Raw genomic sequence first — 13,140 nt, 5'->3', positions numbered from 1 at the left:
TAGTTTCCCTACTTTCGCCACACCATTAGCCCAAGGTCTCACCTTACTCGATATTGCAGTTCACCTACCGACGCACCTCGGTTTCTACATCGTCGTAATAGGTAATATGGCTCTCGTCTTCCTGAGGCGGCCCTACTACGGGTTCGGCCACGTCGACCTCAGGCACAACGTCAGACAGGTCTTCCAGGTGCTCGTGCTCAAGCGCCCCTTGTACCAGCTCCTCGGTCACCACCAGCTCAGCACCTGCGGCGGTCATCGGCGCAGTGGCCGTAAACGGTGCCACCGGTACCGGTGCCGGGCGAACACTACGACGCCAGCCGAAGAACAGCACGAAGAATAGACTCAGTGAGCCAAACGCCCAGAACAAGCCAGCATCGCCCATGGCGGTCATCACCGGCGAGATCATCAGCGGGCTGATGGTGGCACCAATCGAGTTAATCAACAAAAGGCCTTGGCTCATGCGCACCAGTGCACCGGCAGGCGCGCGGTCGGCGGCATGACTAACGGCCACCGGGTAAAGCGCAAAGACGCCGCCGCCCAGCAAAAAGAGCAGCACGGCGAGCAGCGGCGTGGAGAGCGGCAACCACAGCATGGCCGCTGAAATCACTACGCAGAAGGCGCTGATACCAATCAGCACCATTTGGCGATCATGGCGATCCGACCAGCGGCCAATGGGGTACTGCAGCAACATCGCGCCAAGGACGAGCACGGCCATCATCTGACCTACCTCGTTTACGCTCATACCAATGCGCTGTAGATAAAGCGGCAGCAGCGTATAAGCAGCGGCCACCACCATGCCGGAACCTAGACTGCCCATCACGCCGGTGGGTGTCATGGTAATCAAGCGGAGAGGCGGTAGCGGCTCGGCGTGTTCGATGAGCGGCGACACGCGGGGAATCATCGCCATCGGCAGTACCGAGAGCGACGCCAACAGGCCAATCACCATAAAGGGCGCGGTGTCGCCCATGGCGCTGGTGACACCGAGCATAAGCTGCCCCAGCACCCCAGCGGCGTAAAGGGAGATCATGTACAGTGCCAGCAGGCGGCCACGCACTTTCTGGTCGCCCGCGGTCAACAGCCAGCTCTCGATGACCAGATAGACGCCTACCGTGGCCCAACCGCCCACCAGGCGCAGGGCAAACCACGCCCAAGGGTCGAAGAACAACCCCTGCAACAGCACGGTGACGGCCACCAGCGATGCAAAACTGCCGTAAGCACGAATATGGCCAATGCGCAGCAACAGGCGATCATTAAACATGGCCCCCAGGGCCAGGCCGATGAAATAGGCTGACGAGACAATCCCGATCACCGTCGCCGATTCACCTGCTGCGTCTAAGCGCACGGTAATCAGCGTGGCGAGAAAGCCATTGCCAATCCCAAGAATAAACAGCCCTAGTAGGGGCGCTAACGCCATGGCCAGCAGTTGCCGCGACATGCGTACCTCACCTTGCTCAATGGATGAATCGTTGCCGTTAACACGCCATCACATCAAACAGGCAAGAAAACGGGCGCGCAATTATTGCTTCCATAGGCGCAAAGTCAATGCTTTTTCGCCCTTATAGCAAGCAGATTAGTGTTTTCTAAAAATTACCACGTCGTTGCCAGTAAATTCGACTGTTAAACCCTGTTCAGCCGCCCACCAGCGGAAGGTCGCTTCACTAAAAAAGCACACGTGGGTTGGGTCGTTAATATAGTGCCAGCGGGCGAAGGCTTGCTGGCTCGTCACTCGCTTGGTCATCAGCCCAAGATAGCCTCCGGGTAGCAGTTGCGCGACCCGCTGGTTCAGCGCCTCGCCCGGTGCCGCCAAGTGCTCCACTACTTCGGTGGCGGTAATGAAGTCATACTGGCGAGTCAGATTCGCGGCATGGGGCGCGTAAAAGATGTCATACACATCCATATCAAAGCCCGCTTCCTCAAACATCACCGAGAGCGTTGGCCCAGGGCCGCAGCCAAAATCCAGCCCTCTTGCGCCAGGAGCTAGCTTTGTTGCCAACGGATTAAATAAACGCCCCAAAAAGCGCCGATATCCCGTATCCTGCGGCGAGTTTTGGTGCTGGTCGTACTCGGCTTTTTCGGCGGCAGCGGTTAAATGCTGCTCGCTAGGCACAAACACTAGCGCACACGTGGCACACTGGTAGTAATCACGGCGACGGTCTTGGTGGTACAGCGCAGACTCCTGCGCGTGGCATAGCGGACAGCGTCGCATCATCGTATTCTCTGGTTTTACGTTTGTATTAAGGAAAGAGGCATGCTCTCAGGTCTGGATCATCTTGTGGTTACCGTGACCGATATGGGTCGCGCAGTGGATTTTTACTCTCGTGTATTAGGCCTGGATGTACGCTATCGGGACGCTCAGCGCGTTGACTTGATGCTGGGTGACACGGCCCTGCGCTTGCACCAAACCGATACCGATATCGCGCCCATTTCAGCCACGCCGACACCGGGCAGCCTGGATTTATGCCTGCGCTGCCAGCTACCGCTGGACGAGTTTAAGCAGCACCTGGATGCACTGGCCATCGAGGTCGAGCTTGGCCCCGTGGCCCGCCAGGGTGCCAGCGGCCCCATCGAGTCGCTTTACCTGCGCGACCCCGACGGCAACCTGCTGGAAATCTGCCGCCCGGCAGCGCGTTAAGCGCTCAACCCTAGGCGTGGGTGGCCTGCGGGTGATAAGTCGCACTGCCCACGCTATCATAGCGCGCAGAGAAGGTGTCCGCAGGATGCTCGAATTAAACTGAATAGAAAAGGTACGCCCATGCGTGATGACGCCCCATTGGAAGGCGAAGTGGTTAACCACCACACTTCGTCGGAAGAGACCTCCCCCGCCCCAGACACCACCATGGCCATGGTGATTTACGCTCTCTACCTGGCAAGCTTTGTGTTGGGTTTTACGTCACTAATCGGCGTGATTATTGCTTATGTCTACCGCGGCAAAGGTCCAGTATGGCTAGATGAGCACTACCGCTATCAGATCCGCACCTTCTGGATTGGCCTGCTCTACGGCAGTATCGCTACGCTGCTTACCCTGATTCTTGTTGGCTTCCCCATGCTGTTGGCGTTGGTCGTGTGGTTTATCGTGCGCTGCGTAAAGGGCTTTAAAGGGCTGCAGGAGAAGCGCGCGCCCTCCAATGTCGATAGCTGGCTACTGTAACCCATGACCGAACAGGCAACTCCCCCTGCATCGCGCTTTCAAGCCCGTGCCATTGCAACGCTATGGCGCACGCTCTCCCGCTGGCCGGTGCGCTGGCTCTGGCGCATTGCGGCTCTGGTCGGCCCGCAGGTGTATCGCTTTAGCAAACGCGAGCGCAAGGTAACCGAGATCAATCTGAAGGTGGTCTACCCCGACGCGCCTGCCAATCAACGGCAATCCCTGGCCAAACAGAGCCTACAGCACTCCACCGCGACGATGCTGGAACTCGGTCACGCCTGGATGGCCCCGCCCGAGAAGGTAGAAGCCAGCATTCTAGCGGTACATGGCCGCGACAAGCTGGATAGCGCCCGGGCCGAGGGGCGCGGCGTGATCGTGCTTGCTCCTCACTTTGGAAACTGGGAAGTGCTGAACTTTTGGCTTTCCAGCCACTTTCCGTTTACCGCTATGTACGAGCCGCCCAAAATCACAGAGCTGGAGCCGATTATCCGCCATGGCCGCGAGCGCATGGGGGCAAAGCTCGTGCCCACTAACCCACGGGGCGTGGCGGCGCTGCTCAAAGCGCTGAAACGTAGCGAGGCCATTGGTATTTTGCCGGACCAAGAGCCGGACTGGGGTAGCGGCGTGTTTGCGCCGTTCTATGGCCGCGATTCCTATACCGCGACGCTGTTACCCAAGCTGGTGGCGCGCACACAGGCACGGGTGGTCACCGGTGTGGCCCTGCGTATTCCTGGCAAAGGCTTCGAGATCCACTTCCTAGACGCTGACGAGCGGGTGTATAGCGCTGATGATACAGAGTCAGCTACCGGCGTGAATGCCAGCGTTGAAGCCTCCATTGCCCTGGATCCGGCGCAGTATCAGTGGGAGTACAAACGCTACCGCAAAGTGGTGGAAGAGCAGCAAGGGCTGCCTAACGCCAACGATTTCCGTCTCTATTAAGTGAGGATGGGCATGACTGAGCAGTACCTCCCCAAACAGGATACGCGTCCCACGCAAATTATTTATGCCCTCTATTTAGCAGGGCTGGTCACGGCTAATGTCACGCTATTGATCGGTGTGATTATCGCCTATGTCTATCGCAAAGAAGCAGCGCCTTGGCTACAGGCCCACTACCGCTACCTCATCCGCACGTTCTGGATCGGCAGCCTCTACTTTATCGTCACGTTTACCCTGAGCCTGATCTTTATCGGGACGCTACTCTGGCCGCTGCTGGTGGTATGGCTAGGCGTGCGCTGCATTATCGGTTGGGTGGCGGTGCGTAAAGGCCAGCCACCGGCACGGCCCGGTAGCTGGCTCTGGTAAGTGCACTCAATTACTCATCGCTGTGGCGAGCGTACACGTCATCCAACCGTTCGATATCATCCTCGCCCAGGTAACTGCCGGACTGTACCTCGATCAGCTCCAGTGGGATTTTGCCCGGGTTCTCCAAACGGTGCAGTGCGCCAATGGGGATGTAAGTGGACTGGTTCTCGCTGACCAAAAACGTGCGTTCATCCAGCGTCACCTTAGCCGTGCCGCTGACCACCACCCAGTGCTCCGCGCGGTGGTGGTGGCGCTGTAGCGAAAGCCGCGCCCCAGGGCGCACGGTAATATGCTTCACTTGGTAGCGCTCGCCGCTGTTCATGGCTTGAAAGCTGCCCCAAGGGCGGTGTACCTGCGGCGAGGTATGCGGCTCGCTGCGCCCAGCCTGGGTCAGCGCCGCGACGAGCTGCTTAACGCCCTGCGCCTTGTCGCGATGGGCCACCAGTACACTGTCCGAGGTTTCCACCACGATCAGGTCTTCAACGCCAAGTGTGGCCACCAATCGGTGGTTCGCTACCACTAACGAGCGCTGAGTATCGCTCAACACCCCATCCCCGGTGACCACATTGCCCGCTGTATCAGGCGTATGGGTCGCCATCAGCGCATCGAAGCTGCCTATATCGCCCCATTGGGCATCCAAAGGCACCACGGCAGCCTGGGAGCAGTGCTCCATGACCGCGTAATCGATCGATTCGCTGGGGCAGCGCTGGAACGCCTGCTCGTCCAAGCGCAGAAAATCCAAATCACGGTGGGCGCGGGCTACGGCTTCTTGGCAGGCGGCCAGCATGTCTGGCTGAAGCCGTTCAAGTTCCGCCAAATAGCGGGAGGCACGCAGCAAGAACATACCGCTATTCCAAAGCGTATCGCCCTGCTCAAGCAATGCTTTGGCGCGCTCTAGCGCGGGTTTTTCGATGAACGCCTCCAGATGGTGCCCTGCCCCCAGCGCATTGCCACAGGCAATGTAGCCGTAGCCGGTTTCTGGGTGCGTCGGCACCACGCCAAAGGTGACCAAATAGCCCTGCTCCGCGAGCGGTTCAGCACGCTGCACGCTATCGGTAAACGCTAGCGCATCGCCTATCACGTGGTCTGCAGGTAATACCAGCAGCAGCGGGTCTTCGCCCGTTTGCCTTGCCAGCAGTGCCGCGCAGGCAATCGCCGGGGCGGTATTGCGCCCTGCTGGCTCTAGTACGATCTGGCCCTTTTGCTGAACTTCGCGAAGTTGCTCGGCCATTAAGAACCGGTGCGAGTGGTGGCCTATCAGCATCGGCGGTAGCGTCGTCAAGCCCTCAAGGCGGGTGAGCGTTTGCTGAAGCAGGCTCTGCTCGCCGGTTAAGTGCAAAAACTGTTTGGGCATCTGCTCGCGGGAGAGCGGCCAAAGCCGGGTGCCGCTGCCACCGCTCAGAATAACCGGTTGAATCATGGCGTCGTCCTTGGTGATGGTGCTGAAGGGCCAAAGTCTTGCTGCAGCCAGTGGCGCAGCTGGCTCATATGCAGCGCATCCTGCGGGCGAGCCAGTATTTCGCCTTTGTCAATCGGCGCAAGACTCAGATGAAGATGCTGTATTTTACCGCCACCGGTTATTGCCTGTGGGCCAAGCGCTTGGAGCAGGGGCACTTCCGGGTGCCGTTATCCGCCTCCCGGATCACGCGCCGGTTTGGAGCCGCAAAGCGGCGAAAAATCGGTCGCTGTGCAGCTGATTGTTAAACCTTTCTGTGTACAGTATCCTGACCATGGTCAACATCCTGTACAGGAGCAACCTTATGGATGCCATTAGCTACACAGCCGCTAGAACCAATCTAGCAAAAACCATGGAGCAGGTCTGTGAAGACCATTCCCCTGTGATCATCACCCGGAACAAGTCGCAGTCCGTGGTAATGATCTCCCTAGAGGACTACGAGGCGCTGCAAGAGACTGCATACCTTCTGCGCGCACCAAAAAACGCACGGCGTTTGCTGGAATCCGTTGCCGAGCTGGAGCAAGGCGGTGGTCAAGAAAAGGAACTTCTTGAATGAAACTCATCTTCTCCGAGAACGCCTGGGAAGACTATCTGTACTGGCAGAAAACCGACAAAAAGATACTTAACCGAATCAACAAACTGATCAAAGAGACCAAACGAGAACCGTTCGAAGGTGTTGGCAAACCAGAGCCCCTCAAACACAGCCTCGCCGGGTACTGGTCTCGCCGGATCAACGAAGAACACCGAATAGTTTACAAAGTCACGGATGACGCTTTGCTTATCGCCCAGCTCCGGTATCACTACTGATTATGCATTAATCGTAGTGGCTCCAGAGTCTGAGGACTTTCACCACTTGCTCGTCCTCCAGTACTTGGTAGACCAGGCGATGCTGAATATTAATGCGGCGCGAATAGGTCCCCGCAAGATCACCAATTAGCTTCTCAAACGGAGGCGGCTTGTGATAAGGATCTTCCGCTATTAACGCTAACAGTTCCTGGGCTTTTGGTTTGAGGCCGCTGGAGGCCAACTTTTTTGCATCTTTCTGGGCTTGCTTGGTGTAAACCAACTTCCATGTCACCAGTCCAGCTCCTCATCGCATTCCTCGACCGGGGTATCCATCCCCTCACGAATAGACTCCCGCATACCTGGCACGGAGAGCAGGTAAAGTGTTTCCTGAATGGCAGACCAGTCCTCTTCGGATACCAGAACAGCTTTATTCCGCTTACCCATAATGACGATTGGTTGGTGGGACTCGGCGGTCTCGTCAATCAACCGATAAAGGTTGCTGCGCGCCTCAGTTGCTGTGATTCCGGCCATGACGCACCTCTTGCGTGTTTAACTTTTCACCAAGTGTACGCCTATAGGTACGTACGTCAAGACGAGCGCCCTGGCTAACGCCAGCCAGCATGCGCGGCTACGGAATGTAGGCGAAGCCGGAATGTAGTAGCCGTCGCCGTGCCTGGTCTTGTTAGGGCCTTTGAATAGGGATAGCATAATCGTATCGTCATTTGCGGAGGCTCCATGGCTACCGAAACATTAGACCACCTACGCTCCCAGATTTCGACTCTCTCCGAGTCGGAACGTGCAGCGTTGGCTCGGGAGCTCATAATGAGTCTGGACGGCCCCCGTGACGACTCGGTAGAACAGGCGTGGAACGATGAAATTGTTCGCCGTGTGTCCAATGTCAAAAGCGGAAAAGCCACGCTGCTCAGCCGTGAAGAATTTCGATCAAAGATGAGAGCGAGGTTGGGCCAGTAACAGTGCGAAAGGTAAGGATACTGGAAGAGGCCTCGCAGGAAGCGATAGAGGCAGCAGCATGGTATGAATATGAGCAGCCTGGACTCGGAGCCGAGTTTTTCGCTGCTGTTGATGCAGCTATCGACGTTATTGAAGAAGACTTCCTCCCTTTATCACCTCTCCCCAAAGAAGCCGGCGATACCGGTGCAAGACGCCTGATTCTGGAGCGCTTCCCATACGATATAGTCGCCATTGAACTGCCAGAAGAGGCTATAGTCATTGCGGTTGCTCACCATTCCCGAAAACCTGGCTATTGGCTGGGACGCAGTAAGCCCTAACGCTGAGGTAACCGGCGCCGGAGCGCAACGGAGGGAACCAAAAGCGGCACGCTTTTGGGGTCCGGTTGACCGCTTGGTTAACTGATTAATCTGCCCGAATTATCGCCGTAACTGCTGACTCTGGAACCTTTATCTTGCCTCCATAGGACCAGCCTTGGTATTCCCATCTGGGATCTGGGCCAATACCCACTAGTTCACCGCTAACGAGATCGGGGGCGCATTCTTCGACAAGGATATAGAAGTCTATGGAATCTCCCGCCCGAATCGTCACGGTGTCATTTGGTCTCGGCGGCCCCTGGTTCAATTTCGCATCGTTGCCGACAAACATTCGGCCGAATTTAGGCGGAAGCGGATTTTCAAACTCCTTGTACATGGCATATTCCTTTTGGCAGTTAACACCTGAGTTAAGCCGGACCGCGCACGCGGCCGAGGCGGGTGCAACGATACCACGGCACCAAGCCGAGGCCGCGAAGCGGTCTCGGCTTGAACGAATTGTTAGGCTTGCTAGCCAGGTAGCTTTGCCGCAAGTACATCAACGTTTTCTATGGACGGGGGCTCGGAGAACAACTCACCTGCCTTTTCCATCAACGCGGCTGCGACCTTGCCGGAGAGATGGGCCTGCCGACCCGCTTCATCCGGGAAAGCATCAAAGATTCCGAAAGTGCTTGGTCCAAGGCGAATGCCAAACCACGCAGTGGTGTCAGGCTCCTCATTGACGATGGGAAGGCCACTCACAAGGAAGTTCTCAACCTCTTTCTCTTTTCCGGGTTTCGCTTCAAGGCGAACGAACAAGGCTACTTTGACCATGGCATGTCTCCGGTTGTTAAAACGACATCACGATGCGCGATGTTCTCTTGCAAGTCTAACGCGAAGCTTTGCGGCAGGTTTGGAACCGCGCAGCGGTGGAAAAACTGTCCGACAACAGCGGCTGATTAAATTGCTATCGTTCACCTTCCAGCTCGTGCCATACCCTTAGAATAATGATGGCGCTCACATGTACGGAATAGCGAACAACGTATTTGCCAAAGACCATGTCGCGGATGGAATCCGGTACCGGTGCCATTTCAACCGGTGTTCCCATTCTGGGGAAGCCTGGTAGTAATTCGATTTTGCTAACCAGTTCTGTGGCTATCCTGCCTGCCGCAGAGGGGCTGTGAACGGCGATAAACTCCCTTAGGCGCTTCAAGTCTTCAACGGCTTCGTCGGTGTAAACCAGTTTCACTTACCTGACCTCGGCGCATCTTGCTCGTTTTCGGTTCCCCAGCTATTAAGCCAACTGTGGACCTCGCTGGCATCAACAACCTTGCCTTGGGCAGCAGACTCCATTGCCTCTAACGTTTGTTTCCACCGCTCTTGCTCAAGCTGCTGCTTTTCTATGTATTCCGACAATGCCTGGTTAATTACCCAGCCTTTGCTACGGTGTAGCCTGCTGGCGATTGCTTCCAGATGCTGTTCAACTTCTGCTTGAAGGCGAACTGTGGTGACGCTCATGACTATGCCCCTCATACCTAGTGACTACAACGTATTACAGCATAGTCTGCGAGGTTAGGCAAAAAATTTTACGCCCGGCTCTGCGGCAGGGCAAAGTGGAGGCCGTTTTTTGGCCGGAGCTTTGGCCTGTCCGCCAGAAGCCGCTTGTTAACAGTTCACTTCCACTCAATTTTCAGATCTTTGTGTGACTGAGCGCAATCACGTAGGTAGAGGTTGATAAGACTCTGATAAGGTAGGTCTTTTTGCTCAGCAAGATTCTTAAAGTACGCAACGGTATCTTCATCCAGCCGGATCGTAACCTGCTTCTTGAGCTTCTTGGCGTATGGACTCTTGACGGATTCGGAAAAATCGTAATGATCACGCATGTCTGTACCCTTCATAAGTATTTCGTTCTCGCCTATTTGCCTTACGGGCGGAGATAATTCGAATAACCTCACCGTCCCTAACGCAGTGGCACACCACCAGTAAGCGAGAATGAATGCTTGTACCGAGGAGAATGAACCGGTCCTCCTCTTCAGAATGGTCTGGGTCAGCTATGAGACGTGCGAACTCATCCGTAAAGGCAGTTTTGGCCTCCTGGAACGAGACGTCATGCTTCTTGCGATTAGCGGCATCCTTGCGAGGATCCCAGTCAAAGGAATAATGGCTCATAACTACATTGTAGTTACATAATAATTATTGTCAAGGCACCAGCCTAGATACTGTTAACGGTTCATGATAACCGGCGGCGACGAACGGCCCGAACACCACCGCAATTTGGTTTTGCTTTTCAATTTAGCACAGACGTATTTTCCGTCCGGTTGATTAGTTTGTTATGTGCCTGTTCTTATTGGTTCGCTATTTTTAGTAGAGTTTCTTTTCCTGTTCCAAACTTACAGATTGCTTCGCAATTTTCTTTCAGGACTGAAAATTTAATATAGTGAATTTTAGTTCCGTTGGATTTAATTGATGGCCTGCTTAACTGTAGCAACAGCTCTTTTTCTCTATTGTCAGGTATTATTAAAAATAAAGAGGAAGGGTTTTCTGGAAACGAGTGATATAGGTCAGTCAGCCTGAGTATTCCCGAATAGATTGAGGTACTTTTTTCAACTTCAAAAGCGCAAACAATATTCTTTGTATTATTTTCAAACCAAATTACATCGATTAATGCAATTGTATTTTTTGTTTCTTTTTCTACATTAATTTCAGGGAAACAAGGGAGGCACAAGGATGAAAAGTTTTTTCCTTGAAAATTTCTAGAACGATCATTAGAAGCACTAATTACTTGATACCCTAAAGCTTTTCCGATCTTCAATAAATGGTATTGCATTTCAGTATGCAAGTTTTCTTGCTCTCTTTCACTGGTTACTTCTTTGTGCCTTTTTTTTGAGAAGGTTTTCAATCTTTGCTTTTTCTTTTTCCGAAAGACTTCCTTCGTCGCCAACCATTATTTTTTTTTACACCAATGTCAAACAGCAAGCCTGAAATTGCACCTAAATCTTTTGACAGTGATTTTTTATGCTTATTGTTTTTTTGTAAAATGACCTCACGCATACGAAGGTATTCAGTCCAGGAACCAAGTTTAACTTTTTCTTTGAATAAATGATTAAAACCATTGACTATTGCTGTATTAAATGGAGGGATTATTTCAGGATGAAGGAAATATAAAATGTTTGCCACTGCCGGACCAAGACCCTTTATTTTCTTCTCATCTAGGTTGATTATTTCCTTTAGGATTTGCTCTTCATTTTTGGCTGCGAAGCAATTTTCAAGAAATTGACCAAAAGACATTTTATTTTCTTCATTTTCATAAATGTCTGGAATTCTTAACTTTGGTTTCCAGTAAAAAGCATGCGATGCTCCAATGAAAACTTGTTTTTGTTCTGTGATACAGTTTAAAACAAACTCTAACGATGAACCTTTGTAGTCATTCCCAAATTCCTTATTTTTAATATCATTGATTACACTTTGAACACCACGGCGTATTGAACGAAAGGCTTTTAGTCTTTCGTCATTATTAATAAACCACGTATTGAATACGGATTCATTGTCAGACCGGTACTTGTCAATTAAGTCGTTTAAGTCACTATTCATATTTTCCTCATTTTTGGCACATAACGCCCACAGCAGAGGCAAACATGGAGCGCAGCGGAATGTTTGTCCTGCTGGCTGTGCTTGTTAGCTGATTGCTGAATCATGGACCTGCGGCACAAAACCGTTGCTTAACAACTCTACAATTGACGGCGGTGTAAGTAATGTGACCACCTCATCTTTTGCTGGTAGGGAAATGCTACTAACATAGCCGTCAAATGACCATTCCTTAAGCTTACCTTTCCAAAACAGGAATGCCTCGCCACCTATTTCAATAAATGCGCCATCGGGAAGCTTTTCGAAAGCGCAAGAATGTTTGACCTTTACTCCTCCGCGAGCTGCTCGCTCCGCATGTAACTGCTTATCGATTTCTGAAACGGATATAGACTTAAGATCAGTTTTGCATTTAAGCCACAAGTTTTTAAATTCGTTATATCTCTGACGCCTACAATGAGCACAAGGCCGATGCCCCGCTGCAAGTGCCGTTGCCTCATCCAAGAAAAATAGTTCAGAGTAACTATTTTGTCCGAATAACTTGCGCTTTATCCCTTTAAAACTGAGTTCACAAGTTACCCAATTTTTGTGTGCCCAAGGCTTAACAATATTCTTGTCGTTATCATGTAGGATTCCCCTGTTTCCAAGAAACTCACCTCTTGCTTTGACAGCAACCAAATTTCCCCAAGGGTCTATTCTATTTTGTAGAGTCATTCACTCTTCTCCGACAGCTAACGCCCCCAATCAGGGGCATATTTTTGCGCTTTGAGCGCAGCGAAGCAAAAATATGTCCCACTGCCTTGGTTTGTTAGTTGTAACTATCGCCGAGAACTGGGATCAAGGCCCAGCATTCGCAAACCAATATTGATACCGAAACCTACGATGAGTGGCCACCAGTGAACAAGGACTATCGCCAGGACCGAAAATCCTATAGATACGATTGACGACAGCAACAGCCCTATATGCTTAGTTTTCGCATATGCAGACAAACCGCCTAAAGCCAACAAAATTGAGATGCCTGCCAAAACATAAATTACTATTGCCATTTGGTCACCACTCTCCTCTACGTACCGTGTGCTAGCGCGGTACAGACCCGTACTTAGGCTCTAAAAGCTGCCATACAACTAACGCCCGGCTTTGCGGCGTGCCGGAGCGCAGCGTAGGCGCGTCCGACAACAGCCGCTTGTTAACCCCGTAGCTCGAGGCCTTCTCGAATGACCTCGGGATGACGGGAAGCAATCTCAATGAGCGCTTTTGCTGGACCAGAGGGTTCACGTCGACCTTGCTCCCACTCCTGCAGGGTTCGCGCGGAAATATGCAGTACCTCAGCAAACTCGACCTGAGTCAGTCCGGTTTTGCCTCGAGCCTCTGCCACCTCGTTAGGCTCAACACGACTGACTCGTGCAGTTTTGCCCGCTTTCATTTCTTTAACAGACTGAAGCAACTTGTTGCCAAGCTCCTCAGCACTTAGTGTCTCGTCACTCATTTTCCAATACCTCACGAATCGACTTCAGGATATGAGCGGGTATATTGCCCCTGACGGCTTTCTTGTAGATCACCAATAACCAGATCTCACCATTTGCCAACTTGGTGAAGTAAATGACTCG

At 52.8% G+C, this 13,140-nt stretch carries 24 protein-coding genes; 9 read left to right on the top strand and 15 right to left on the bottom strand.

Annotation, left to right across the window (positions count from 1 at the left end; all coding sequences use genetic code 11):
• Positions 1-64: 64 nt before the first annotated feature.
• Together A3220_RS04795 and A3220_RS04790 are read right to left on the bottom strand one after the other, a co-directional pair.
• On the bottom strand, positions 65-1,435 hold the full coding sequence (locus A3220_RS04795; RefSeq protein WP_062373503.1) for an MFS transporter: 1,371 nt from the start codon (positions 1,433-1,435) through the stop codon (positions 65-67).
• 135 nt (positions 1,436-1,570) lie between these two features.
• Entirely contained in the window at positions 1,571-2,209 is a 639-nt protein-coding gene (locus A3220_RS04790; RefSeq protein ID WP_062373500.1) for a class I SAM-dependent methyltransferase, read from the bottom strand.
• A gap of 39 nt (positions 2,210-2,248) precedes the next feature.
• Between A3220_RS04790 and A3220_RS04785 the strand changes: the two genes are divergently transcribed.
• The 4 genes from A3220_RS04785 to A3220_RS04770 all read left to right on the top strand — a co-directional run bounded on the left by A3220_RS04785 (position 2,249) and on the right by A3220_RS04770 (position 4,447).
• Positions 2,249-2,632 (top strand): glyoxalase/bleomycin resistance/extradiol dioxygenase family protein, encoded by a 384-nt coding sequence (locus A3220_RS04785; RefSeq protein ID WP_062373496.1) that lies wholly within the window; start codon positions 2,249-2,251, stop codon positions 2,630-2,632.
• Positions 2,633-2,752: 120 nt separating this feature from the next.
• A complete protein-coding gene (locus A3220_RS04780) occupies positions 2,753-3,148 on the top strand; it encodes a DUF4870 domain-containing protein (RefSeq protein WP_044627923.1) in 396 nt (131 codons plus the stop codon).
• 3 nt (positions 3,149-3,151) lie between these two features.
• Positions 3,152-4,084 carry a lysophospholipid acyltransferase family protein gene (locus tag A3220_RS04775; protein WP_058576949.1) on the top strand — a complete coding sequence of 311 codons (933 nt, stop codon included), beginning with the start codon at positions 3,152-3,154 and terminating at the stop codon, positions 4,082-4,084.
• 12 nt (positions 4,085-4,096) lie between these two features.
• Positions 4,097-4,447: a DUF4870 domain-containing protein gene (locus A3220_RS04770; protein ID WP_044627925.1), complete on the top strand. Its 351-nt coding sequence runs from the start codon at positions 4,097-4,099 to the stop codon at positions 4,445-4,447.
• Positions 4,448-4,457: 10 nt separating this feature from the next.
• On the opposite strand, the gene A3220_RS04765 is transcribed toward A3220_RS04770, so the two are convergent.
• Entirely contained in the window at positions 4,458-5,867 is a 1,410-nt protein-coding gene (locus A3220_RS04765) for a mannose-1-phosphate guanylyltransferase/mannose-6-phosphate isomerase (RefSeq protein ID WP_062373493.1), read from the bottom strand.
• Between the two features lie 38 nt (positions 5,868-5,905).
• On the opposite strand from A3220_RS04765, the gene tnpB reads away from it, so the two are divergent.
• The 3 genes from tnpB to A3220_RS04750 are packed head-to-tail and all read left to right on the top strand — an operon-like array spanning position 5,906 to position 6,710.
• Positions 5,906-6,151: an IS66 family insertion sequence element accessory protein TnpB gene (gene tnpB, locus A3220_RS16780; RefSeq protein WP_074211298.1), complete on the top strand. Its 246-nt coding sequence runs from the start codon at positions 5,906-5,908 to the stop codon at positions 6,149-6,151.
• Between the two features lie 56 nt (positions 6,152-6,207).
• Positions 6,208-6,459: a type II toxin-antitoxin system prevent-host-death family antitoxin gene (locus A3220_RS04755; protein WP_044627927.1), complete on the top strand. Its 252-nt coding sequence runs from the start codon at positions 6,208-6,210 to the stop codon at positions 6,457-6,459.
• Entirely contained in the window at positions 6,456-6,710 is a 255-nt protein-coding gene (locus tag A3220_RS04750; RefSeq protein ID WP_008938367.1) for a Txe/YoeB family addiction module toxin, read from the top strand. Before A3220_RS04755 ends, A3220_RS04750 begins: the two co-directional genes overlap by 4 nt.
• Before the next feature lie 7 nt (positions 6,711-6,717).
• On the opposite strand, the gene A3220_RS04745 is transcribed toward A3220_RS04750, so the two are convergent.
• Together A3220_RS04745 and A3220_RS04740 are read right to left on the bottom strand one after the other, a co-directional pair.
• Positions 6,718-6,981, bottom strand: coding sequence for a Txe/YoeB family addiction module toxin (locus A3220_RS04745; protein WP_062373491.1), 264 nt, complete (start codon positions 6,979-6,981; stop codon positions 6,718-6,720).
• Positions 6,978-7,220 (bottom strand): type II toxin-antitoxin system Phd/YefM family antitoxin, encoded by a 243-nt coding sequence (locus tag A3220_RS04740; protein ID WP_044627930.1) that lies wholly within the window; start codon positions 7,218-7,220, stop codon positions 6,978-6,980. Before A3220_RS04740 ends, A3220_RS04745 begins: the two co-directional genes overlap by 4 nt.
• A gap of 204 nt (positions 7,221-7,424) precedes the next feature.
• On the opposite strand from A3220_RS04740, the gene A3220_RS18145 reads away from it, so the two are divergent.
• Entirely contained in the window at positions 7,425-7,661 is a 237-nt protein-coding gene (locus A3220_RS18145; protein ID WP_054640924.1) for an addiction module protein, read from the top strand.
• A 2-nt stretch (positions 7,662-7,663) separates the two neighbouring features.
• The gene (locus A3220_RS04730; protein WP_044630801.1) at positions 7,664-7,978 is read left to right on the top strand and encodes a type II toxin-antitoxin system RelE/ParE family toxin; all 315 of its coding nucleotides are present in this window, start codon (positions 7,664-7,666) and stop codon (positions 7,976-7,978) included.
• An 85-nt stretch (positions 7,979-8,063) separates the two neighbouring features.
• On the opposite strand, the gene A3220_RS04725 is transcribed toward A3220_RS04730, so the two are convergent.
• From A3220_RS04725 to A3220_RS04685, 10 genes are all read right to left on the bottom strand, one after another.
• Positions 8,064-8,351: a hypothetical protein gene (locus A3220_RS04725; RefSeq protein WP_062359341.1), complete on the bottom strand. Its 288-nt coding sequence runs from the start codon at positions 8,349-8,351 to the stop codon at positions 8,064-8,066.
• A 131-nt stretch (positions 8,352-8,482) separates the two neighbouring features.
• On the bottom strand, positions 8,483-8,785 hold the full coding sequence (locus A3220_RS04720; RefSeq protein ID WP_054640923.1) for a hypothetical protein: 303 nt from the start codon (positions 8,783-8,785) through the stop codon (positions 8,483-8,485).
• A 133-nt stretch (positions 8,786-8,918) separates the two neighbouring features.
• Positions 8,919-9,200, bottom strand: coding sequence for a type II toxin-antitoxin system RelE/ParE family toxin (locus A3220_RS04715; protein WP_054640922.1), 282 nt, complete (start codon positions 9,198-9,200; stop codon positions 8,919-8,921).
• Positions 9,197-9,469, bottom strand: coding sequence for a ribbon-helix-helix protein, CopG family (locus A3220_RS04710; RefSeq protein ID WP_054640921.1), 273 nt, complete (start codon positions 9,467-9,469; stop codon positions 9,197-9,199). The genes A3220_RS04715 and A3220_RS04710 overlap by 4 nt, the downstream gene beginning before the upstream one ends.
• Positions 9,470-9,624: 155 nt before the next feature.
• Positions 9,625-9,849, bottom strand: a complete 225-nt coding sequence (locus tag A3220_RS04705; RefSeq protein ID WP_074210914.1) for a BrnA antitoxin family protein — start codon at positions 9,847-9,849, stop codon at positions 9,625-9,627.
• On the bottom strand, positions 9,827-10,120 hold the full coding sequence (locus A3220_RS16775; protein ID WP_074210915.1) for a BrnT family toxin: 294 nt from the start codon (positions 10,118-10,120) through the stop codon (positions 9,827-9,829). The genes A3220_RS04705 and A3220_RS16775 overlap by 23 nt, the downstream gene beginning before the upstream one ends.
• Positions 10,121-10,295: 175 nt before the next feature.
• Positions 10,296-10,850, bottom strand: a complete 555-nt coding sequence (locus tag A3220_RS17515) for a hypothetical protein (protein WP_217284267.1) — start codon at positions 10,848-10,850, stop codon at positions 10,296-10,298.
• Positions 10,847-11,542 (bottom strand): hypothetical protein, encoded by a 696-nt coding sequence (locus tag A3220_RS17510; RefSeq protein ID WP_217284266.1) that lies wholly within the window; start codon positions 11,540-11,542, stop codon positions 10,847-10,849. The genes A3220_RS17515 and A3220_RS17510 overlap by 4 nt, the downstream gene beginning before the upstream one ends.
• 84 nt (positions 11,543-11,626) lie before the next feature.
• Positions 11,627-12,247 (bottom strand): hypothetical protein, encoded by a 621-nt coding sequence (locus tag A3220_RS04690; RefSeq protein WP_062359347.1) that lies wholly within the window; start codon positions 12,245-12,247, stop codon positions 11,627-11,629.
• Between the two features lie 472 nt (positions 12,248-12,719).
• Entirely contained in the window at positions 12,720-13,019 is a 300-nt protein-coding gene (locus A3220_RS04685; RefSeq protein ID WP_062373489.1) for a helix-turn-helix domain-containing protein, read from the bottom strand.
• Between the last annotated feature and the right edge of the window lie 121 nt (positions 13,020-13,140).

Origin of the sequence: Halomonas sp. KX33721, assembly GCF_001596805.1 — a bacterium.
GTDB lineage: Bacteria > Pseudomonadota > Gammaproteobacteria > Pseudomonadales > Halomonadaceae > Vreelandella > Vreelandella aquamarina.
Note: the sequence above shows the minus strand (reverse complement) of the source record. Positions and strands in the feature narration are given on the sequence as shown.